This is a genomic window from Marivivens sp. ABH4_498, assembly GCF_056160585.1.
Genome location: NZ_JBSWXL010000003.1, coordinates 112,792 through 133,077 on the forward strand (window position 1 = coordinate 112,792; position 20,286 = coordinate 133,077).

Consider the following 20,286-nt stretch of genomic DNA (forward strand, 5'->3'; position numbering starts at 1 on the left):
TGATCGGCGCGGGCTTTTTCTATTTCTAGATATTCCAAAAATTGCATGTGATTGCAGCATGTTACCAAGCCAGCGCTAGGGGCGACTTGATGAACTATGATGCCTTCTTTGAACAATCCCTGAACGATTTGAAATCCGAAGGGAACTATCGCGTATTTGCCGATCTGGAACGCCATCGTGGCGGGTTTCCACGGGCGACCAATCGCGGCGATGCGGAAAAAGAAGTCACCATCTGGTGTTCCAACGATTACCTAGGCATGGGCCAGCATCCAACCGTCCTGAGTGCGATGCATGACGCGATTGACCGCGTCGGCGCAGGCGCGGGCGGAACGCGCAATATTTCCGGCACCACGCACCACCATGTCCTGTTGGAACGCGAATTGGCTGACCTGCATGGCAAAGAATCGGCGCTGCTGTTCACGTCTGGGTATGTGTCGAACTGGGCCGCGCTGGGCACTTTGGCCGCGAAAATCCCGAACTGTTTGGTCATTTCCGACAGCCTGAACCACGCATCGATGATCGAAGGCATTCGCCATTCCAAAGCGGAACGGAAAATCTGGAAACACAATGATCTGGCGGATCTGGAACGTCTGCTGGCCGAACAGCCGCTGGACCGTCCGAAACTGATCGCCTTTGAATCGGTGTATTCGATGGACGGTGATATCGCTCCGATCCGCGAAATTTGCGATCTGGCCGATAAATACAACGCGATGACCTATCTGGACGAAGTCCACGCCGTCGGCATGTACGGCCCGCGCGGCGGCGGCATTGCCGAACGCGAAGGCCTGATGGATCGCCTGACCGTGATCGAAGGCACCTTGGGCAAAGCATTCGGCGTCATGGGCGGCTATATCGCCGCGTCCCGCGATCTGGTGGATTTCGTGCGGTCGTTTGCCTCTGGTTTCATCTTTACCACCGCGCTGCCGCCTGCTGTGGCGGCAGGGGCATGTGCCGCGATCAAACATCTGAAAACATCGCAATCCGAACGCGACAGCCAAAAGGCCAAGGTCGCGAAAGTGCGTGACCGACTGGAACAGATCGGAATTCCCCACATCGACAATCCCAGCCACATCATCCCTGTGATGGTGGGCGATCCTGTGAAATGCAAATTTCTGTCGGATGTTTTGATGCGTGATCACGGGATTTACATCCAGCCGATCAACTATCCAACGGTTCCAAAAGGAACCGAGCGACTGCGCATAACGCCGTCGCCCGTGCATACTGATGCTGATATTGATGCGCTGCTATTCGCGTTAGAGGACCTGTGGGCCCAGTGCCAATTGCAGCGCATGCCGATGGCGGCGCAGTAACCTATTCGAATTCCATCTGTTCATAGACGCGGCCAGCGTTGCGGGTGGCCAGTTCTTCGAATGTGTCCAGATGCGCATAGGGCGTTTGATCGACGTAATAGGCGTCGGCCAGTTCGCCGCCGTTGTCCAGATGTTCACCGATTTTGCCGCGCAGATATTCCAGATAGCCTTTGGTGTAACGGCGCACCTGATCCATGTTCGTTGGGTGCCCATGTCCTGGAATGACGTAGGTTGCGTTCAGCGCTTCGAATTCATTGTCCCATGTGTCCAGCCAGTCAGCCGTGTAGGTATGTTCGAAAATGGGCAACATGCGTTCGTGAAACGCCATATCCCCCGAAATCACCAAATCCTGATTGGGCAGCCAGACTACCACATCGCCGGGGCTATGGGCGGGGCCTAGGTAGCGCGCTTCGATCCGAAAATCACCCAGTTCGACCACATAGTCGCTATCAAAAGTTTCGGTCGGGCCTTGTACAAACGTGCCTTCGGCGCGGTCCTGTAGGTTGCGTTGTGCGCTTTCTAATTGGCGGTGGCCTGTTTGTTCAAACTCGTGGGCGGCGTCGCTGTGGGCGATGATTTTCACGCCTTGGTCTGCCCAATATGAATTGCCCAGCATGGCATGGCCTTGGCCGTTTTCATCAATGACCAGCACGACAGGTTCGTCTGTGCGCGCACGGATTTCTTCATGCAATGCGGCGGCCAAACCGTAAGATCCGCCCCCATTTACGACAACGACGCCTTCGCCTGTGATAATAAAGCTAAGGTTATTGTTGTGGCCTGCGTTGTCGTATGTCGATGGGGCCGTCGCGCCGATGGCGCTGAAAACGCCGGGAATGAATTCCACCGGGGCGCTGTATAGTAACGACTGTGGATATTGGTCCGGAATGTTTTCATTTGCGGCGGCGGTGCCCGCCAATAGCGCCGCGGGAATGGTCAGGTATTTGATCATGACGCGCTCGTAAAATGGTAACCGTTACCGCGTTTTTCGGCATAGCCGATCCCGCCATTCGGCAGGTGGTAGCCGATCAATAACATTTGGTCGGTGTGTAATTGGTCCAGCAATGTCAGGCGGGTGGATGCGCCCAGATCGGCATCTTGGTCTGATCCCGATGCCCATTCGGGGCGTTCGAACCCAACGTGGTGATTGCCGATCGCATCACCGACGATCATCACGGATTGATTTCCAACGCGTGTTTCAAACGACATATGTCCTGGCGTGTGGCCGTGGGTCGCGCGCGCTGCAACGCCGGGTATGATTTCGGCGCCGTCATCGAATAGGGAAATCTGATCGGACAATGCGCCCAAACGGTTCGCCGCACCCACGGCAAAGGTCTGACGCTCTGCGCCGATGGTCGAAACGGTGTTGGGGTCGGTCCAGTAATCCCATTCTGTCCGCCCAATATGATGGGTGGCATTGGGGAACCACATATCGCCAAAGTCGTCAAAGCTGCCCCAGAGGTGATCGGGGTGCGCATGAGTAAAGATCACATCGGTCACGTCATAGGGATCGACACCCGCGGCAGCCAAGGCATCGGCCAGTTTTCCAGCCGTCGGCATAAATTCAGTGCCCGATCCCACGTCGAACAAAACCGTCCGATCCCCTGATCGCAACAAAGTCACGTTACAGTCTGGGGTCAGCGCATCACCTGTGACGCCATAGCGCGTTAGAATTTCGTCCGCTTCGGCTGGCATAGCACCCGTTATAAACGACCGAGGCAGCGTGAGCGTGCCGTCCGACAGCGTCAGCAAATGGACTTCGCCGGATTGCGCGACGGTGGTTTGGGCAAATATGCGAGCGGGCAGGGTGGATGCGACAGCAGTTGCCGCCGCCCCCCGCAACAGGTCACGACGATTGACAGACATTACTCTCCTCCCATTCAAATAATTGAATATTAGAATGGAATACGGATCGGCCTGAGTCAAAAGAAATCGCATGGCCCTATGCCAATGCGAACGGATACAGGTTTTCTATAAGATGCCAGCGGTTTTGACGTCTTGAACCGCGAATTCAATCAGTTCTCTGATTTTGCGGGGTAGGGCGCGGCCTTCTAGGTAGACGATGTTTGCCAGCCCCTGTTCGCTGTCATAGTCCTGAAACAGCGGGACCAGCTGGCCGTCCCTGACCAGATCGCACACGGCGAACCAAGGGGCATAGGCGATCCCAATATTGTCCAAAGATAAATCCGATGCTGCGCGGGCCGAGTTCACCTCGAACGGGCCAGCGACGTTGACCATGGTTTCGGTGCCGTCTTTGTAAAACGTCCAACGGCGCGGGATGCGGCGGTTGGTGTCGATGATGCAGCTGTGTGCGGTCAAATCTGACGGCGTTTGCGGCGTCCCGTTCGCGTCTAAATAGGCTGGGCTGGCAACGGCGACCGAATGAAATGCCCCCAATTTTCGCGTTTTCAGGGATAGGATGTCGGACTGTCCCAGCCGAAACGCCACATCAATGCCATCGGTGGCAAGGTCGACATACGTATCGTTCAGCCTTAGATCAAAGCTCAGATCCGGATGCAGCCGTGAAAATCGGCCCAACATGGGGCTGACGTAGACCTCTCCGAATGTGACGGGCGCGGATATTCGAATGACACCGGATAGGCTGCGCGACCCTTCGGCGACCTGAGTCAAAAGGTCGTCCAGATCATCCAACAGCGCAGGGGCGCGGGTTAACAGGTCGTGGCCTGCGGGTGTCAGGCCCACTTTTCGCGTTGTGCGTTGAAACAGCCGCACACCCAAACGCGTTTCCAGTTCGGCGACGTATTTAGACGTAAGACGGTTGGAAATCCCCAGCTGATGGGCCGCTGCGGTAAACGATCCCGTCTGTGCGGTGGCAACAAACGCCTTTAGTTCGTCAACGATGTCCATCAGTTATTCCGAATAAATTGTGATCTATTGATGTGAAATTTCCGCATTCATGGCCGAATAATCAAGCCGATTATGAATTTCGTTTAATAGCAACAGAAATTGCAACGGCCTACGTACAAGCACAGTAAGGCGGTTTTTCCGCCACCTTAATTCAGGTTTCTATAATGAATAATTTGAAAATTTCAGCGTCTGTGTTCGCGGTCAGCGTGGTTCTATCATCCGCAGCATTTGCGCAGGATACATCCATTTCGATGGAACAAGATGGCACTGTCATTTTGTCGGGCCTGTCCGAACCGGGCCAAGATGTTGCGATCGATCCAACCTGTGACCAATCCAGCCAAGGCGCGGTCGTTGCCTGTATGGCGGATATTTTTCTGAACACCTTGGATGACGATCAAAAGGCACAGGTGTTATTGCCGATGACGGCTGAAAATGCGGTGTCGTGGTCGAATTTGCCATGCGGATCGAATTGCCGTCTGGGTCTGGAAATGACTGACATGACCGAAGAACAGCGTCAGGCAGCATTGGGCGTTGTTTATGCGGCATCGAATGTGGGCGTTGCGGGCGACGGATATTCCGAAATCACTGCGTTGTTGATGGCTGATGATGTTCTGACACTGGCCCAAGATGCAGGCCTGTCGACCCAAGGCCAAGGCGGAGGGACGCCTCCCGCCCTGCCTGACGACGCAGAGCCACCACAAGGCATGCCAGATGGCGGCCCGATGGGCGGGGGCGGTCTGGCTTATTCGTCGAACAACTATTTTATCGCGTTTTTGGGTGAACCGTCGGCAACGGACACTTGGCAGCTGCAGTTTGGCGGGCACCATTTGGGCACGTTGCACACCTATGCAGGTGGTGCCGAAACATCGGCGACGCCGAACTTTATCGGTATCGAGCCGAAGGTCTGGATCGCTGATGGTGTCACCTATGATCCGCTAACAGACGATCGCAATACTCTGGCGGACATGCTGGCATCGTTTAGCCCAGACCAATTGGCCGCTGCTGAATTGGACACTGTGTTTTCCGATGTGTTGCTGGGGCCAGGTCAGGACGGCCAGTTCCCTGATGAAAAGGTCGGCATCCCAGTATCCCAATTGGATGACGCGCAAAAAGAATTGGTTTTGGCAGCGATACGCGAATGGGTCGGGGATACGGCAGCCGTTTCCGCTGATACCATTATGGCCGGTTACAAGGCGCAACTGGATGAAACCTACGTTGCGTTTTCGGGCAGCGCCGAACTGAACGCGCATGCCGACTATGTGCGCATTGATGGCCCCGGTGTCTGGCTAGAGTTCGTCTGCCAGAATGGCGTGATTTTCGGCGATCAAATCCACTATCACACCATTTGGCGTGATCACGTGAATGATTACGGCGCGGTCTACGATTTCTAATGAAAAAGACACTGCACTGTATGGTCTTTGCGGCGCTTGCCCTATTGGGCGGTGCCGTTTCGGCCATGGCTCATCCCATTCCCGAAACCACGATTGAACTGACCGTCGATACCCAATCGGTAAGGGCTGAAGTGACGATCCCGCTGAATGAATTCGCCTTGGCGTTTGACCTATCGACGCCTGTGACCGATGAAACGATTGCTGCGCAGTCACCGCAGATTGCGCAGTATTTAGCGGATCACACCCATGCGGATGGTTGGTCGGTCATGGTTTCGGATGTTGCCCTATCAACGGGGCAAACCGACGAAGGATCATATGCCGAACTGGTCGCGACCATTCATTTGGAACCGAACACCCTAGGGGCCACGGGTTTTGACCTGTATTACGACGCTGTTCTGGAACGCGTCGTCACGCATAACATTCTGGTATCTTTTGCGGGCGAAACGGATCTGATCGGCGTCATCTATGCCGAACCCAAAGATGGGTCCGTTGCGCCGTTGCATATTGATCTGTCTAGATAAAATCCCGAATGGCGAGCCGTGGAGGACTCGAACCCCCGACCTGAGAATTAGAAGTTCCCTGCTCTAATCCAGCTGAGCTAACGGCCCCCAATTCGGTGACGGCTGTATCGGTCAATTTTCGTGTTAATGTCAACTTGGTTATTGGCTCTGGAATTTGTTAGTAAGGCGCAACAGACAAACCATCAGCGGGCGGATACGGGAATAATATGGTGCCACAGATTTTGCCTCTGGGAATTGATGGCGCGCTTGTTCGGTTCAGCACGGTCATGTCGGACAAAGCGAACCAATCCGCAGCCAATTTGGCCCAAATCCTATCGCAAGACGCATTCGGATTCACAGATGTGCAGGGCACCTTAGCCTCTGTCGCGGTGCGTTTTGATCGGAAACAGATGGATTTTGCTGCTGTCCGAGACGTTATCACGGCGCAAATCAACGCGGCGGCGACCGCGCGGGTGATAGGTGTCAAACAGTGGCGTATTCCAACTCTATTCAATGGCGAAGACCTGACCGAGGTCGCCGCGATCATCGGTGACAGCGTGCAGTCGGTTATCGACGAAATCGCCTCTACACCGGTTCGGGTCCTAACCATCGGCTTTGCGCCCGGGCAGCCCTATTTGGGCGAATTGCCTGAAAGGTACGGCATCCCCCGTCAGTCCCAGTTGCGCCCAGTTCCGGCGGGTGCATTGGTCGTGGCCGTGCGGCAGATGGTTTTATTCGCAAATGCGTCGCCCACGGGGTGGCGTTGGATTGGGTCCACCGCCGCGCGATTGTTCGATGTAGGTTGCGATCCCGCTGCGATCCTAACAGCGGGCGACATGATCGAATTTCATCCAGTTTCGGCAGATAAATTCGAGCAATTGCAATCGGACCCCATGGGCGGGGTCAGTTGGACATGGTCATCATGAGCGGCGCATTGATTATCGACCGCGCTGGGCCAGCAATGACGATTCAGGACTTGGGTCGTGTTGGGCTCTTGCATATGGGCGTACCGCGCGGCGGGGCCGCGGATCGGTTGGCGTTATGTGAAAATGCCGCTTTGTTAGGGCAATCGCCGGATTGTGCGACTGTTGAAATGGCGGGGTATGGCGGGGTGTTCCGCGCGACTTGTGATGTCGCTATCGCGCTCACTGGTGCGATCATGCGCGCGGATATCGACGGCCAACCAGTCACATGGAATGCAGCACATCAAATGCGTGCGGGTCAGGTCCTGACGATCGGTGCCGCAACTCAAGGCGTTTATGGATATCTGGGCGTAAAGGGTGGTTTCCAATCGCCCGTGATATTGGGTAGCCGCGCCGCGCAGCTGACCTGTCAGATCGGTGGACTTTTGCAGCAAGGTGACACACTGGCCGTTGCGCCTGTCGCATCATTTAATGCATGCAAATTGGATATTTCTGCGCGATTTGGTGGGTCAGAAGTGCGCTATATTGCTGGACCCCAGACAGATTTGTTCAGTACCGATACCCAAAAGTCATTTCAGGAAACCACATTCACGCGCGATGTGGCGGCAAATCGTCAGGGCGTAAAATTCGACAGTGGCGGGGCGCAATTTGCGACCGATGGTCAGTTGGCGCTGTTGTCCGATGCGATCACGGTTGGTGATATTCAATTGACGGGGGATGGCGTGCCGTACGTCCTGATGCCGGAATGCCAAACGATCGGAGGTTATCCGCGGATCGGCACAGTGATCCCGCAGGATTTGCCGATCATCGCACAAGCTGCGATTGGTCAAAAAATCGCGTTCCGTCAAATCACACTAGAAGAAGCCGTCGCCAGTTATCAAAATGAACAGGACATAACGCGATCCTTGATTGCCAAAGTAACGCCGCTGGTGCGTGATCCGGCAAAAATGACCGACCTTTTGTCGTATCAATTAATATCGGGCATGGTGACCGGATGGGAGGACGCATGAAAATCGATCTGAATTGCGACATGGGCGAAGGCATGGGCGATGACGCGGCTATGCTGCGGATCGTCAGTTCGGCAAATGTCGCCTGCGGTGCCCATGCGGGTAGCCCAGTGATTATGGCGCAGACCATGGCCGATGCGGCCGCGAACAATGTGGGTATCGGCGCACATCCCGGTTTTTTTGATCGTGAAAATTTCGGTCGGACCGAATGTCATCTGCCTGATGGTGAATTGGATGCGATTGTGCGGTATCAAGTGGCGGCAGCCAATGGCATGGCGACTGCGATGGGTGCCGAACTGACTCATCTGAAATTACATGGCGCGATGGCAAATATGGCCGCCAAAGACGTTGATATGGCGCTGGTGTGTTATCGGGCCGCGCGGGCCGTTGTGCCCGACTTGCCTTTAATGGTGATTGCAGGCACGGCACAGTCAACGGCGGCGGCGCAATTGGGCGGCCGCGTGATCAATGAAATCTTTGCGGACCGCACGTATGAATCCGATGGCACATTGACGCCGCGCACCATCGAAGGGTCGGTTATTCACGACGCAGATTTGGCTGCTCAGCGCGTGGTTCAGATGCTAAAAGATGGAGCAATAACACCGCGCACGGGCGACGCTATCCCATTGTCGATCGACACGATCTGCGTGCACGGCGACACACCCGGTGCTGTGCACATGGCGGGTGTGATCCGCGACCGTTTGATCGAAAATGGATATGAAATCGTTCGGTTCTGATTAGGCCAGATGACGAACGGCGCGTGCGATCACGACCTCTTCGTCGGTGGGGATGGTCATGACGGTGACGCGCGATAAATCCGCCGATATGCGGGGGGTATTTTCGGCATTGCGATTGTGATCCAATTCAATGCCCATCCATTCCATGCCAGAGCAGACACGTTCGCGGATCAGTGTGGAATTTTCTCCGATGCCTCCGCAGAAAATCAGGGCATCAATTCCGTTTAGAACAGCGGCCATCGCACCCAATTCGCGCTGGATACGAAACACGAAATAATCAATGGCCTGTTTTGCGCCAATGTGATCCGATTTCTCTAAGGTGCGCATATCGTTCGATACGCCTGACATCCCCAACAGGCCCGATTTTTTATATAGCATGTCCGATATCTGATCGGCGGTCATGTTTTCCTGCTGCATCAGGTACAACACCACCCCCGCATCGATCTGGCCACAGCGCGTCCCCATCGGCAAACCGTCCAAAGCGGAAAATCCCATCGTCGATGCTATAGACCGCCCGCCGCGCACAGCGCACATTGATGCGCCATTGCCCAAATGCGCGATCACCACGCGGCCTTGGGCAAGGGTTGGCGATTGTTTGGCGATTTCGCTGGTGATGTAATCATAAGACAGCCCGTGAAACCCGTACCGCCGCACGCCTTGATCGTAATAGTCGCGCGGGATCGCAAAGGTATCGTTCACAAAGGGATGGTGGCGATGAAACGCGGTATCAAAACACGCGATTTGCGGCACATCGCCAAAGGCCGTGCGCGCGGCGTAAATGCCAGCCAAATTATGCGGCTGATGGAGCGGCGCAAATGGCGTCAGCGTTTCAAGATAGGCAATGGTGTCGTCATCCAATACGGCAGGCGCGTCAAACCGCATGCCGCCATGCACAACGCGGTGCCCAACGGCAGAGATTTCACGACCATTCAGCAGCGGTAGAATATTGGTCAAAATTCCCTGCACAGCCGCCGCATGGTCGGATAAATTTGGCGCTGAGACGGGATGTTCGAAATCTTGGTCATCTTTGACGATCAGGCGTCCGTTGGGGCCGATGCGGTCCACCTGTCCGCGAAACAGACGCGTGTCGCCGTCGTAGATTGAAAATTTGATCGAAGATGATCCCGCGTTCAGCGTCAGAATAAGCCCGTTCATCACAAAGCACCGCCAGATAAACGGGCTTGATGCAGCGCAGCCACCGCGCAGGAGGCAAGGCGCGATTTCGAACTGTCCGAACGCGAATTCAGGATCACAGGCACCTTGGCGCCCAGTACGATGCCCGCGCCTTCGGCGTGGCTGATAAATGCCAGTTGTTTCGCCAGCATGTTGCCTGCGTCGATGTTGGGCACGACCAGAATATTGGCGTGGCCTGCGACTTTGCCTGTCAAACCTTTGGTCCGTGCGGCGCCGATGTCGACGGCGTTGTCCATCGCCAAAGGACCATCGACATACCCGCCGGTGATTTGGCCGCGTTCCGCCATTTTTGATAGCAGGGCGGCATCAATCGACGATGGGATTTCAGGATTGACCGTTTCGACCGCCGACAAAATGGCCGCCAAGGGCGCGTCGTGACCGATGGAAATAGCCAGATCGATGGCGTTCTGAACGATGTCGACTTTGGTTTTCAGATCGGGCGTGATGTTGATCGCGGCGTCTGTGACCATCACGGGATGCGGCATGCCGGGCACGTCCATCACAAACACATGGGTGAACCGTTTGCCGATCCGCAGGCCCGTGTCACGTTGCACCATCGGGCGCAGCAGATCTTCGGTGTGCAGGTGTCCTTTCATCACGGCGCGGGCGCGGCCTTCGTGAACCAATTTGCAGGCAAGGGCAGGGGCGCTGTGGTGATCACCGTCTAGCAATTCGTAGCGCGAAATATCGATGCCCAATCCCTGCGCGGCTGCCATGATTTTATCGCGGTTGCCGATCAGGATCGGGGTGATGATGCTGTGTTCCGCCGCCAAAATCGCGCCGCCCAGCGATTTTTCATCCTCGGGGCAGACGACGGCGGTCGGAATAGATGGAAGAGGGCGGGCCTTTTCCAAAATGGCGTCGAAATGTTTGTGCCGTTCGACCACCAGCCGCGGCACGTTGACATCATCGCGGTCAAATTTTTTGGTCGGCGCGGCGACGGTCGCCTGACCCGTTAGAACGATCGCATCATCGACCGCCCGCCGTATTTCGGTGTCCAGCACCACCAAACCACCGTCCAGTTTATCTGCAACGGTGACGCGGCAAACGACCTCTTCTCCTGCATAGACGCGGTCCATAAATTCGATGGATTGTTTGCGATATGATGTGCCGGGACCAGGCAAACTGGTGCCTAGGACGGCTGAAATAAGGGATGCGATATACATGCAGGGTGCAACGCTTTCGGCGTGGCCATCGCCGTCGCCATCCCATTCAGGCAGGTGCATCGGGTTATAGTTTCCGGACACATTGGCAAAGACATACAGATCGTCTGCCGTGATTAGACGGCGCAATTCCTGTGTCTGACCGATTTCCATTTCATCAAAGGTTTTATTGGTGAGGTGCATGAAAACGGTGTCCTAATTTTCTATTCAAATCGTAGCGCAGGTGAAATGCGGCTGTGCCCCACTGTTGTGGGTTTGCGGCGAATCGCAACAGTCGGTCGACCAAGTTTTATCAACCTTTATCCGTCTGCCTGAATAATGTGCACTTCGCATGGTTGCACTTTACGTAAGGGATTTGTGATCAATTTTTGAATGATTGGTGAAAAATGCTGCAATTAGTTGTTGCGCTTTTATCATTTGATCAAAAGTATGACAGCCATGATCGTTCGAATAGACGAACGACACGCAATAGAGCGGCCAAGCCGCCTAAGCAGGGAGATTAATCTCATGAAAAAAACAATTGCACTATCGACCACCGCAGCGACCGCATTGGTCCTGTCGGCCAGCGTGGCGTTTGCCGCTGGCACCCATCCCGTCACTGGCGAAGCGCTGGCCGATGACCAGACCTTTACCTATGCGACCATTGATGACAGCCCATCGTTTGACCCCGGTCTGGTAGAAGACGTCGAAGGTTCGGCCGTCACCCGCGACCTGTTCGAAGGCCTGATGATGCAGGACCGCGAAGGCAACGTGATCCCCGCCGTTGCAACCGGATACGACGTGTCCGAAGACAAACTGACCTACACATTCACCCTGCGCCCCGAAGCAATGTGGTCGGACGGCACGCCCGTCACTGCCAATGATTTCGTGTTCGCATGGCAGCGCGCGGCGAACCCTGAAACCGCATCGCCATACGCGTGGTTCATCGAACTGATGTCGATCGAAGGCGCATCCGCGATCATCGCAGGCGAAGCAGATCCATCGACCTTGGGCGTGTCGGCGCCTGACGATCACACGCTGGTCGTGACCTTGACCAACCCTCTGCCGTATTTCCCGCAGATGGTCACCCACACCACCACCTTCCCAGTGCCGCAGCACGTGGTCGAAGCGCACGGCGATCAATGGATGCGCCCTGAAAACTTTGTCGGGAATGGCGCCTATGTCCTGACCGAATATAACCCGCAGGAAAAACTGGTTCGCACGAAATCCGACACCTATTGGGATGCGGAAAACGTGATCATCGAAACCGTGAACCGCGTCATCATCAACGACGAAAACCAAGCGTTGAACCGTTGGATCGCGGGCGAAATCGACAAAACCGAAACCGTTCCAGCAGGCCAATTCGCATCGCTTAGCGAAGAATACCCAGGCGAAGTGTATTCGGTGCCTGAACTGTGTTCGTATTATTACAACGTAAACGTCCGCGACGATGCGCCTGAATGGGCCAAAGACGTGCGCGTGCGTCAGGCTCTGTCTCTGGCGATTGACCGTGATATCATCACCGAATTCGTTCTGGGCGCGGGCCAAACCCCTGCCTACACATTCACCCCCGGCGCGACCGCAGGGTTCGAAGTGCCAGAGGTTCCCGCCGCCGCAATGACTCAAGCGGAACGGAACGAGGCAGCAATGGCCCTAATGGCCGAGGCTGGATATGGCGCAGACAACCCACTGTCCGTGGAAATCCTGTACAACACATCCGAGGCGCATAAATCCGTCGCCATCGCGATCAGCCAGATGTGGAAACAGACGCTGGGCATCGACACCACGCTGGGCAACATGGAATGGCAAACCTTCCTAGAGGCACGCGGCAACGGCCAGTTCGAAATCAGCCGCGCAGGTTGGTGTGGCGACTATAACGAAGCATCGACGTTCCTAGACCTGATGGATTCGGAATCGGGCTACAACGATGCGGGTTACAGCAACGCAACGGTCGATGACCTGCTGCACGCGGCCAAAACGATGGAAGACCCATCCGCAAACTACACCGAAATCGAACATATCATCGCCGAAGAAATGCCGATCATCCCGATCTATCACTACGCATCGGCGTTCCTGATGGACGAAACGGTCAAAGGTTGGCCATTCGACAACGTACAGAACAACTGGCAGTCCAGCCTGCTGTACAAAGTCGCTGAATAATCCATCCTAAAACAACGCAGGTTGCGCCCCTATTTTGGGGCGTAACCCACGCAGACCAAGGGGCACATTATGTTCGCCTTTACCATACGCCGCCTTGCTGTGGCGGTTCCGACGATCCTGTTGCTGGTCGTCATTTCCTTTATCCTGATGTTTGCTGCACCCGGTGGCCCGTTCAACGCCGAACGCCCGTTGCCGCCCGCTGTTCTGGCAAACATCGAAGCCAAATACGGGCTGGATCAGCCGTATTGGAAACAGATTACGGACTACATTTACAACATTGTCGTCCATTTCGATTTCGGCCCGTCGTTCAAATATCGTGACCGGTCCGTATCGGATATCATCGCGCAGGGTTTCCCTGTGACCCTGAAATACGGTTTCTGGGCCTTTGTGGTCGCCGTAATTTCGGGCGTGTCTTTGGGCATTGCTGCGGCGGTGAAACACAATAGCTGGCTGGATTATCTGGCCGTAGGGATTTCGATCGGCGCGCAGTCTCTGCCGAACTTTGTCATGGCGCCGCTGCTGGTGATCGTGTTCACGCTATGGCTGGGCTGGCTCCCGGGGGGCGGCTGGAACGGCGGGCAATGGCAATATGTCGTGCTGCCGGTGATCGCGCTGTCCACGTCCTATATGGCGTCCATCGCGCGGATCACCCGTTCATCGATGTTAGAGGTGTTGAACGCAGGCTACATCCGCACCGCGCGGGCCAAAGGCCTGCCCACCAGCCGCATCATTTTCCGCCACGCGCTGAAACCCGCGCTGCTGCCTGTCCTGTCCTATATCGGGCCTGCCTTTGTTCTGATGATCACAGGGTCCGTTCTGGTCGATGTGTATTTTTCGACGGGCGGCATTGGGTACTATTTCGTCAATGCGGCGTTTAACCGTGACTATTCGGTGATGATGGGCATCACGATCCTGATGGGCGTGCTGACCATTCTGTTCAACCTGATCGTCGACCTGCTGTACGCATGGATCGACCCGAAAATCCGTTACTAAGGAGCCAACAATGTTAGCAACCGGACGTAACACCGCCGATAATATCCTAGAGGCCGCCGCGCTGCGCGAAGTCAAAGGCCGCAGCCTGTGGCGCGATGCAATGGGCCGTTTTGCCCGCAACCGCGCCGCTGTGATTTCGCTGTTCGTATTGGGCCTGATCCTGATTTTCGCGTTCTTTGGGCAGTTTCTGTCCAGCCATGACCCCGCGTTCGTCGATTTCATGCTGCGCGGAAATATCAAAGAACTAGGCGGACCATCTATCGAAAACGGCCACTATTTTGGTTTGGAAAAAGAAGGCCGCGATTTGTATCAACGCACCGTTCAGGGCATCCGCGTGTCGATCATGATCGGCGTGATCGGGTCGCTCGTGTCTGTCGTGGTCGGCACCCTGTACGGTGCGATCGCTGGCTATTTTGGTGGCCGCGTGGACAGCATCATGATGCGGATCGTCGATATCCTGATGGCGATCCCGTTCATGTTCGTGATCATCCTGCTGCTGGTGATCTTTGGCCGTTCCGTGTTCATGCTGTTCGTCGGTATCGGCCTGATTTCATGGCTGAACATGGCCCGTATCGCACGCGGCCAGACCCTGACGATCAAGAACAAAGAATTCGTCGAGGCGGCCATCGCCAGCGGCGTGAAACCATTCACCATCATCGTGCGTCACATCGTGCCGAACCTTGCGGGTGTTGTGATCGTCTATGCGACTCTGCTGATCCCTGAATTGATCATCACCGAAAGCTTTATCAGCTTTCTGGGCCTAGGCATTCAGGAACCGATGACGTCGCTAGGCGCGTTGATCAACGACGGCGCGGGGCAGCTGAACCGCGGCACACCGTGGATGATTGGCTTCCCGCTCTTTTTCTTTCTTGCGACGCTCTATGCCTTTTTCTTTGTCGGCGATGGCCTGCGCGACGCATTAGACCCCAAGGATCGATAACATGGCTTTGTTAGACGTAAATGGCCTGTCGGTCACATTCAAAACGGGCGACGGTTTCGTGAATGCCGTCAATGGCGTGTCCTTTGCCGTGGAAGAGGGCGAAACGCTGGCCATCGTAGGCGAATCCGGATCAGGCAAAAGCCAGACCGCATTCGCCGCCATGGGCCTATTGGCCCGCAATGGCACTGCATCGGGGCAGGCGCTGTTTGACGGTCAGAACCTTTTGACGATGAAACAAAAGGAACTGAACCGCATCCGCAGCCAAGAGATCGCGATGATCTTTCAGGATCCGATGACGTCGCTGAATCCATACATGCGGATTTCCGACCAAATGGCCGAAGTCCTGACCCTGCACAAAGGCATGTCAAAATCCGCCGCCGTGGACGAAGCCGCCCGCATGCTGGACGCGGTCCGCATCCCCGATGCAAAGGCGCGGATCAACATGTTCCCGCATGAATTTTCGGGCGGTATGCGTCAGCGGATCATGATCGCGATGGCGCTGCTGTGTCGTCCGCGTTTGTTGATCGCGGACGAACCAACGACCGCGCTGGACGTGACCGTTCAGGCGCAGATCATGGATCTGTTCGGCGACATCCGCAAAGAATTCGGAACGGGCATCATTCTGATCACCCACGATCTGGGCGTGGTCGCGGGGTTCTGTGATCGCACCATGGTGATGTACGGCGGCCAAGTGATGGAAGAAGCCCCCACCGACCAACTGTTCGCAAAACCAGCACATCCCTACACCAAAGGTCTGTTGCAGGCCGTCCCGCGTTTCGACGTGGACGAAGACGAACTGCGCACCATCGCGGGTGAACCGCCTGATATGTCGCGCCTGCCTGCGGGGTGCCCGTTCTGTCCGCGCTGTTCGATTGCCAAAGACCGCTGTCAAACGCAGCGCCCGGTCATCGACCTATTCGGCGATCGCCGCCGCGCCTGTCACGCCACATTAGACGAGGTCGCATAATGACCGATACTTTGCTTTCTGTACGTGATCTGACGGTCACTTTTGACGTGCCGCGCCCAGGGGCTTGGCCTTGGACGGCGCCGCGCAAATTGCACGCGGTCAATGGGATCAACTTTGATCTGGCACCTGGCGAATGTCTGGGGCTGGTCGGGGAATCCGGTTCGGGTAAATCGACGGCCGCGCGCGCGGTGATCGGGCTTGCGCCGATTTCGTCTGGCAAAGTCACGTTTGATGGTCAGGATTTAGCGGAGTTGACCCCTGTTCACCGCCGTAAATATGGCCGCGAAATTCAGATGGTGTTTCAGGATCCGCTGGCCGCGCTGAACCCGCGCATGACCGTCGGGGATATCATCGCTGAACCTTTGATCACGCATGAACCATCGCTACCCCGCAAAGAGGTACGCACCCGCGTCCAAGAGATGATGGAGATGGTCGGCCTGCTGCCCAATCTGGTTAATCGCTATCCACACGAGTTTTCAGGTGGTCAGTGCCAACGCATAGGAATCGCTCGGGCACTGATTCTACGCCCGCGATTGTTGATCTGTGATGAACCTGTGTCCGCTTTGGATGTATCCGTGCAGGCGCAGGTGGTGAATTTGCTGAAACGGCTGCAAAAAGATTTGGGTCTGTCGATGATCTTTATCGCCCATGATCTAAGCGTCGTGAAACATATTTCGGACCGTATTTCAGTCATGTATCTGGGCCGTTTGATGGAACAGGCAGGCGCTAAACAATTGGTTCAAAATCCCGCGCACCCCTACACTCAGGCATTGATTTCTGCGGTTCCGATTCCTGATCCAGACCGCGAAAAATCGCGTAAAACTATGATGATACAAGGGGAATTACCGTCACCTTTGGCCCCTCCGTCGGGGTGTGTTTTTCGGACCCGTTGCCCATATGCGCGCCCCGAATGTGCAGGGGAACGGCCAGAAAACCACATCGCCGGAGCCGATCATGTGGTGGCTTGCCCGTGGTTTGACCAGTTGGAAAACCCAACACTTACAGCGGTTTAATTGCTGCGGTGCAGCGACGATTTATTGCTGCAAGGGTTTGACAGTCGGCGCGACATAGGCCAGCCTCTCGCCACGTCCCTGATTATTCAGGATAGCCGGACGGTTGGTTTTTGGAGGAGGACCAATAGTCATAAGGCAAAAAGCCCCCCGATCTGATCGCCAAGCAGCTGAGCGGATCGGGGGCTTTGATTCCAAAATCGATTTAGCGGTGAATGCGCGATTGTTTTCGCGGGCCTTAGGCTTTCATAATGATGACGCCGACTGCAATGGCTGCCGCAGAACTCCAGCGCCACAGGGTGACGTTTTCCCGCAAAACCAACGCTGCAATTAATACCGCAAACAAAATACTGGATTCCCGCAACGCGGCGACCAATGCGATTGGTGCGACAGTAAAGGCCCAGATCGCAATCCAGTATGACCCCAGCGACATTGCGCCCGCCGCCAGCCCGGGTTTCCACGCGGTGGTTATGGCGGTCCACGGGCTGCGTTTGCGGATAGTCAACGTGTAGATGGTCATTCCTATGGCATCGCCAATGACCATCCACAAAATGAACCCAGAGGCCGACCCAGACACCCGTGCGCCGATCCCGTCAGCTAATGTATAGCTGGCCGTAAAAGCCGCCGTTCCCAACGCATAGAACAAGGCGCGCCCGTTCATGGATTTGGCGCCGTTGCCGCGAAAGGCCATGACGATGACGCCCCCAGATATAAGCGTAACCGACAACACGGATAATGATGTGAACTGAGCCCCCATGAACACCGCCGACACGGCAGCGACGACCAGCGGCGCTGTGCCGCGCGCCAAAGGGTAGGCTTGGCTTAGGTCGGAGTGGGCATAGGCTTGGATCAGGAACGCCTTGTAGCCCGTGTGCAGCACCGCTGCCAACACCAGCCAAGGCCACGTTGCCTCCCAAATCGGGGGATCGACAAAAGGTATAATCGGGATCGCAATTGCGGCTTGGGCCAATGATAGCATGTAAACCGTCGATAGGCGGTCCAATCCGATTTTCAGGACCGAATTCCAACCTGCGTGTAGCAGGGCCGCAAATAACACGGCGGCGTAAACATGACTGTCCATCGTGGCAGGCCCACTATTCAAATACTGGGAACCTTAGTGACCGCGTGCGATGGCGCAATATAAAAGGCCCGCCGCGATGTGCGTGACGGGCCTTTGGATCGGAATATCAAAATACCGCGTATTATTCAGGCAGGATACGTACGCCGCCTTTTGCAGCCGAAGATGCCAGCATCGCGTATGCCTTTAGCGCGGTCGAAACAGCGCGCTTGCGTGGCTCTGCCGGTTTCCAAGGCAGCGGGCCTTTGGCTTCGCGGCGGGCGGCTAGTGTTGCTTCGTCCACGGCCAGATTGATGGTGCGGTTCGGGATGTCGATTTCGATGGTGTCACCGGTTTCAACCAGACCGATCAGGCCGCCTTCTTCGGCTTCTGGGGACACGTGGCCGATCGACAGACCGGATGTCCCGCCCGAGAAACGACCGTCCGTCAGCAGAGCGCAGGATTTACCCAGACCTTTGGATTTCAGGTAGGACGTTGGGTACAGCATTTCCTGCATGCCCGGGCCGCCACGTGGGCCTTCGTAGCGGATGACGACGACTTCGCCGGCTTCGACTTTGTTGGTCAGAATGCCGTTCACAGCGTCGTCTTGGCTTTCGTAGACTTTGGCGGTGCCGGTGAATTTCAGGATGGAATCGTCCACACCTGCAGTTTTCACGATACAGCCGTCCAGCGCGATGTTGCCGTATAGTACAGCCAGACCGCCGTCTTTCGAAAACGCGTGTTCAACGGAACGGATCACGCCGCCTTCGCGGTCACGGTCCAGTTCTTTGTAACGGTTCTGGGTCGAAAACGCTTCGGTCGTGCGAACGCCGCCGGGGGCCGCGCGGTAGAATTCATCGATCTTTGGATCGTTCGACGTGACGATGTCCCATTTTGCGATCGCTTCGTTCATGGTGGCCGAATGGATGGTCGGAACGTCGCCGTGCAGCAGGCCGCCGCGGTTCAGTTCGCCCAAGATGCCCATGATGCCGCCTGCGCGGTGGACGTCTTCCATGTGAACGTCTGCTTTGGCTGGTGCGACCTTGGACAGGCACGGCACCTTGCGCGACAGACGGTCCATGTCGGCCATGGTGAAATTCACCTCGCCTTCGTGTGCGATCGCCAGCAGGTGAAGAACGGTGTTGGTCGAACCGCCCATCGCGATGTCCAGCGACATTGCGTTTTCAAACGCTTCGAATGTCGCGATGTCGCGTGGCAGCAGGCCTTTTTCTTCGCCTTCGTAGTGGCGTTTGGTGATGTCGACGATGCGGCGACCAGCCTCTAGGAACAGTTCTTTGCGGTCGGCGTGCGTTGCCAGCGCAGAACCGTTGCCCGGCAGCGCCAGACCCAGCGCTTCGGCCAGACAGTTCATCGAGTTCGCGGTGAACATACCCGAACACGACCCACAGGTCGGGCAGGCGGCTTTTTCGATCGCGTCGACTTCTTCGTCGGAATAGCTGTCGTCGGCTGCGGCAACCATTGCGTCAACCAGATCCAGCGAATGTTCCAGATCGTCGATGGTGACTTTGCCGGCTTCCATTGGGCCGCCGGATACGAAAATCACAGGGATGTTCAGGCGCATTGCCGCCATCATCATACCCGGAGTGATCTTGTCACAGTTCGAGATACACACCATCGCGTCCGCGCAGTGCGCGTTCACCATGTATTCGACCGAATCCGCGATGATTTCACGGCTAGGCAGCGAATACAGCATACCATCGTGACCCATCGCGATGCCGTCATCGACTGCAATGGTGTTGAATTCTTTGGCGACGCCACCTGCGTTTTCGATTTCGCGGGCGACCATCTGACCTAGGTCTTTCAGGTGAACGTGACCGGGAACGAACTGGGTGAACGAATTCACAACAGCGATAATCGGCTTGCCAAAGTCGCTGTCGGTCATGCCGGTTGCACGCCATAGGCCACGGGCACCTGCCATGTTGCGGCCATGGGTGGATTTGCGGGAACGGTAATAAGGCATCTGGCTGTCCATTTGTTTGCGCGCGCCCGTGATACAGCGAAGGGGCGCAATTGAACAGGGCATCAACACTTTTTTGAACATTGGCCTGCATCTTGCATTCAAATGGCAA

18 protein-coding genes and 1 tRNA gene are annotated in these 20,286 nt (G+C 55.9%); 11 read left to right on the forward strand and 8 right to left on the reverse strand.

Features of this window, described 5'->3' with window-relative positions:
- Positions 1-89 precede the first annotated feature (89 nt).
- Positions 90-1,310, forward strand: a complete 1,221-nt coding sequence (hemA, locus tag ACXAGA_RS07865; protein WP_475116938.1) for a 5-aminolevulinate synthase — start codon at positions 90-92, stop codon at positions 1,308-1,310.
- 1 nt (position 1,311) lies between these two features.
- Here the strand turns inward: hemA and ACXAGA_RS07870 are convergent, their stop codons facing one another.
- The 3 genes from ACXAGA_RS07870 to ACXAGA_RS07880 all read right to left on the reverse strand — a co-directional run bounded on the left by ACXAGA_RS07870 (position 1,312) and on the right by ACXAGA_RS07880 (position 4,175).
- The gene (locus ACXAGA_RS07870; protein ID WP_475116939.1) at positions 1,312-2,259 is read right to left on the reverse strand and encodes an MBL fold metallo-hydrolase; all 948 of its coding nucleotides are present in this window, start codon (positions 2,257-2,259) and stop codon (positions 1,312-1,314) included.
- Positions 2,256-3,173, reverse strand: a complete 918-nt coding sequence (locus ACXAGA_RS07875; RefSeq protein WP_475116940.1) for an MBL fold metallo-hydrolase — start codon at positions 3,171-3,173, stop codon at positions 2,256-2,258. Before ACXAGA_RS07875 ends, ACXAGA_RS07870 begins: the two co-directional genes overlap by 4 nt.
- 105 nt (positions 3,174-3,278) lie before the next feature.
- The gene (locus tag ACXAGA_RS07880) at positions 3,279-4,175 is read right to left on the reverse strand and encodes a LysR family transcriptional regulator (RefSeq protein ID WP_475116941.1); all 897 of its coding nucleotides are present in this window, start codon (positions 4,173-4,175) and stop codon (positions 3,279-3,281) included.
- A 164-nt stretch (positions 4,176-4,339) separates the two neighbouring features.
- Here ACXAGA_RS07880 and ACXAGA_RS07885 point away from each other — a divergent pair, with 164 nt between their 5' ends.
- Positions 4,340-5,566 carry a DUF3500 domain-containing protein gene (locus ACXAGA_RS07885; RefSeq protein ID WP_475116942.1) on the forward strand — a complete coding sequence of 409 codons (1,227 nt, stop codon included), beginning with the start codon at positions 4,340-4,342 and terminating at the stop codon, positions 5,564-5,566.
- Positions 5,566-6,087 carry a hypothetical protein gene (locus ACXAGA_RS07890; protein ID WP_475116943.1) on the forward strand — a complete coding sequence of 174 codons (522 nt, stop codon included), beginning with the start codon at positions 5,566-5,568 and terminating at the stop codon, positions 6,085-6,087. Before ACXAGA_RS07885 ends, ACXAGA_RS07890 begins: the two co-directional genes overlap by 1 nt.
- Before the next feature lie 9 nt (positions 6,088-6,096).
- Here ACXAGA_RS07890 and ACXAGA_RS07895 read toward each other — a convergent pair.
- Positions 6,097-6,174 (reverse strand) — tRNA-Arg (locus tag ACXAGA_RS07895).
- 119 nt (positions 6,175-6,293) lie between these two features.
- Between ACXAGA_RS07895 and ACXAGA_RS07900 the strand changes: the two genes are divergently transcribed.
- Genes ACXAGA_RS07900 through ACXAGA_RS07910 form a run of 3 tightly spaced genes read left to right on the forward strand, consistent with a single transcriptional unit; the run spans position 6,294 to position 8,733 of the window.
- Entirely contained in the window at positions 6,294-6,992 is a 699-nt protein-coding gene (locus tag ACXAGA_RS07900) for a 5-oxoprolinase subunit B family protein (RefSeq protein WP_475116944.1), read from the forward strand.
- Positions 6,989-7,999, forward strand: a complete 1,011-nt coding sequence (locus ACXAGA_RS07905) for a 5-oxoprolinase subunit C family protein (RefSeq protein WP_475116945.1) — start codon at positions 6,989-6,991, stop codon at positions 7,997-7,999. The genes ACXAGA_RS07900 and ACXAGA_RS07905 overlap by 4 nt, the downstream gene beginning before the upstream one ends.
- Positions 7,996-8,733 (forward strand): LamB/YcsF family protein, encoded by a 738-nt coding sequence (locus ACXAGA_RS07910; protein WP_475116946.1) that lies wholly within the window; start codon positions 7,996-7,998, stop codon positions 8,731-8,733. Before ACXAGA_RS07905 ends, ACXAGA_RS07910 begins: the two co-directional genes overlap by 4 nt.
- On the opposite strand, the gene ACXAGA_RS07915 is transcribed toward ACXAGA_RS07910, so the two are convergent.
- Complete coding sequence (locus ACXAGA_RS07915) at positions 8,734-9,888, reverse strand: acetate/propionate family kinase (RefSeq protein ID WP_475116947.1); 1,155 nt, start codon at positions 9,886-9,888, stop codon at positions 8,734-8,736.
- Entirely contained in the window at positions 9,888-11,273 is a 1,386-nt protein-coding gene (locus ACXAGA_RS07920) for a bifunctional enoyl-CoA hydratase/phosphate acetyltransferase (RefSeq protein WP_475116948.1), read from the reverse strand. The genes ACXAGA_RS07915 and ACXAGA_RS07920 overlap by 1 nt, the downstream gene beginning before the upstream one ends.
- A 324-nt stretch (positions 11,274-11,597) precedes the next feature.
- On the opposite strand from ACXAGA_RS07920, the gene ACXAGA_RS07925 reads away from it, so the two are divergent.
- From ACXAGA_RS07925 to ACXAGA_RS07945, 5 genes are all read left to right on the forward strand, one after another.
- Entirely contained in the window at positions 11,598-13,229 is a 1,632-nt protein-coding gene (locus ACXAGA_RS07925) for a peptide ABC transporter substrate-binding protein (RefSeq protein ID WP_475116949.1), read from the forward strand.
- 69 nt (positions 13,230-13,298) lie between these two features.
- A complete protein-coding gene (gene oppB, locus ACXAGA_RS07930; RefSeq protein WP_475116950.1) occupies positions 13,299-14,222 on the forward strand; it encodes an oligopeptide ABC transporter permease OppB in 924 nt (307 codons plus the stop codon).
- Between the two features lie 10 nt (positions 14,223-14,232).
- The gene (locus ACXAGA_RS07935; protein ID WP_475116951.1) at positions 14,233-15,162 is read left to right on the forward strand and encodes an ABC transporter permease subunit; all 930 of its coding nucleotides are present in this window, start codon (positions 14,233-14,235) and stop codon (positions 15,160-15,162) included.
- 1 nt (position 15,163) lies between these two features.
- The gene (locus ACXAGA_RS07940) at positions 15,164-16,129 is read left to right on the forward strand and encodes an oligopeptide/dipeptide ABC transporter ATP-binding protein (protein WP_475116952.1); all 966 of its coding nucleotides are present in this window, start codon (positions 15,164-15,166) and stop codon (positions 16,127-16,129) included.
- Positions 16,129-17,142: an oligopeptide/dipeptide ABC transporter ATP-binding protein gene (locus ACXAGA_RS07945; protein WP_475116953.1), complete on the forward strand. Its 1,014-nt coding sequence runs from the start codon at positions 16,129-16,131 to the stop codon at positions 17,140-17,142. The genes ACXAGA_RS07940 and ACXAGA_RS07945 overlap by 1 nt, the downstream gene beginning before the upstream one ends.
- A 235-nt stretch (positions 17,143-17,377) precedes the next feature.
- Here the strand turns inward: ACXAGA_RS07945 and ACXAGA_RS07950 are convergent, their stop codons facing one another.
- Complete coding sequence (locus ACXAGA_RS07950; protein WP_475116954.1) at positions 17,378-18,220, reverse strand: EamA family transporter; 843 nt, start codon at positions 18,218-18,220, stop codon at positions 17,378-17,380.
- A gap of 121 nt (positions 18,221-18,341) precedes the next feature.
- Complete coding sequence (gene ilvD / locus ACXAGA_RS07955; protein ID WP_475116955.1) at positions 18,342-20,177, reverse strand: dihydroxy-acid dehydratase; 1,836 nt, start codon at positions 20,175-20,177, stop codon at positions 18,342-18,344.
- Positions 20,178-20,286 lie beyond the last annotated feature (109 nt).

Bases quoted from the DNA above. Each gene is read 5' to 3' on its own strand.
- ACXAGA_RS07925 (WP_475116949.1), top strand. From the start codon at position 11,598: ATGAAAAAAACAATTGCACTATCGACCACCGCAGCGACCGCATTGGTC.
- ACXAGA_RS07870 (WP_475116939.1), bottom strand. From the start codon at position 2,259: ATGATCAAATACCTGACCATTCCCGCGGCGCTATTGGCGGGCACCGCC.
- ACXAGA_RS07915 (WP_475116947.1), bottom strand. From the start codon at position 9,888: ATGAACGGGCTTATTCTGACGCTGAACGCGGGATCATCTTCGATCAAA.
- ACXAGA_RS07875 (WP_475116940.1), bottom strand. From the start codon at position 3,173: ATGTCTGTCAATCGTCGTGACCTGTTGCGGGGGGCGGCGGCAACTGCT.
- ACXAGA_RS07900 (WP_475116944.1), top strand. From the start codon at position 6,294: ATGGTGCCACAGATTTTGCCTCTGGGAATTGATGGCGCGCTTGTTCGG.
- ACXAGA_RS07945 (WP_475116953.1), top strand. From the start codon at position 16,129: ATGACCGATACTTTGCTTTCTGTACGTGATCTGACGGTCACTTTTGAC.
- ACXAGA_RS07920 (WP_475116948.1), bottom strand. From the start codon at position 11,273: ATGCACCTCACCAATAAAACCTTTGATGAAATGGAAATCGGTCAGACA.
- hemA (WP_475116938.1), top strand. From the start codon at position 90: ATGAACTATGATGCCTTCTTTGAACAATCCCTGAACGATTTGAAATCC.
- ACXAGA_RS07890 (WP_475116943.1), top strand. From the start codon at position 5,566: ATGAAAAAGACACTGCACTGTATGGTCTTTGCGGCGCTTGCCCTATTG.
- ACXAGA_RS07940 (WP_475116952.1), top strand. From the start codon at position 15,164: ATGGCTTTGTTAGACGTAAATGGCCTGTCGGTCACATTCAAAACGGGC.
- oppB (WP_475116950.1), top strand. From the start codon at position 13,299: ATGTTCGCCTTTACCATACGCCGCCTTGCTGTGGCGGTTCCGACGATC.
- ACXAGA_RS07935 (WP_475116951.1), top strand. From the start codon at position 14,233: ATGTTAGCAACCGGACGTAACACCGCCGATAATATCCTAGAGGCCGCC.
- ACXAGA_RS07950 (WP_475116954.1), bottom strand. From the start codon at position 18,220: ATGGACAGTCATGTTTACGCCGCCGTGTTATTTGCGGCCCTGCTACAC.
- ilvD (WP_475116955.1), bottom strand. From the start codon at position 20,177: ATGCCTTATTACCGTTCCCGCAAATCCACCCATGGCCGCAACATGGCA.
- ACXAGA_RS07905 (WP_475116945.1), top strand. From the start codon at position 6,989: ATGAGCGGCGCATTGATTATCGACCGCGCTGGGCCAGCAATGACGATT.
- ACXAGA_RS07910 (WP_475116946.1), top strand. From the start codon at position 7,996: ATGAAAATCGATCTGAATTGCGACATGGGCGAAGGCATGGGCGATGAC.
- ACXAGA_RS07880 (WP_475116941.1), bottom strand. From the start codon at position 4,175: ATGGACATCGTTGACGAACTAAAGGCGTTTGTTGCCACCGCACAGACG.
- ACXAGA_RS07885 (WP_475116942.1), top strand. From the start codon at position 4,340: ATGAATAATTTGAAAATTTCAGCGTCTGTGTTCGCGGTCAGCGTGGTT.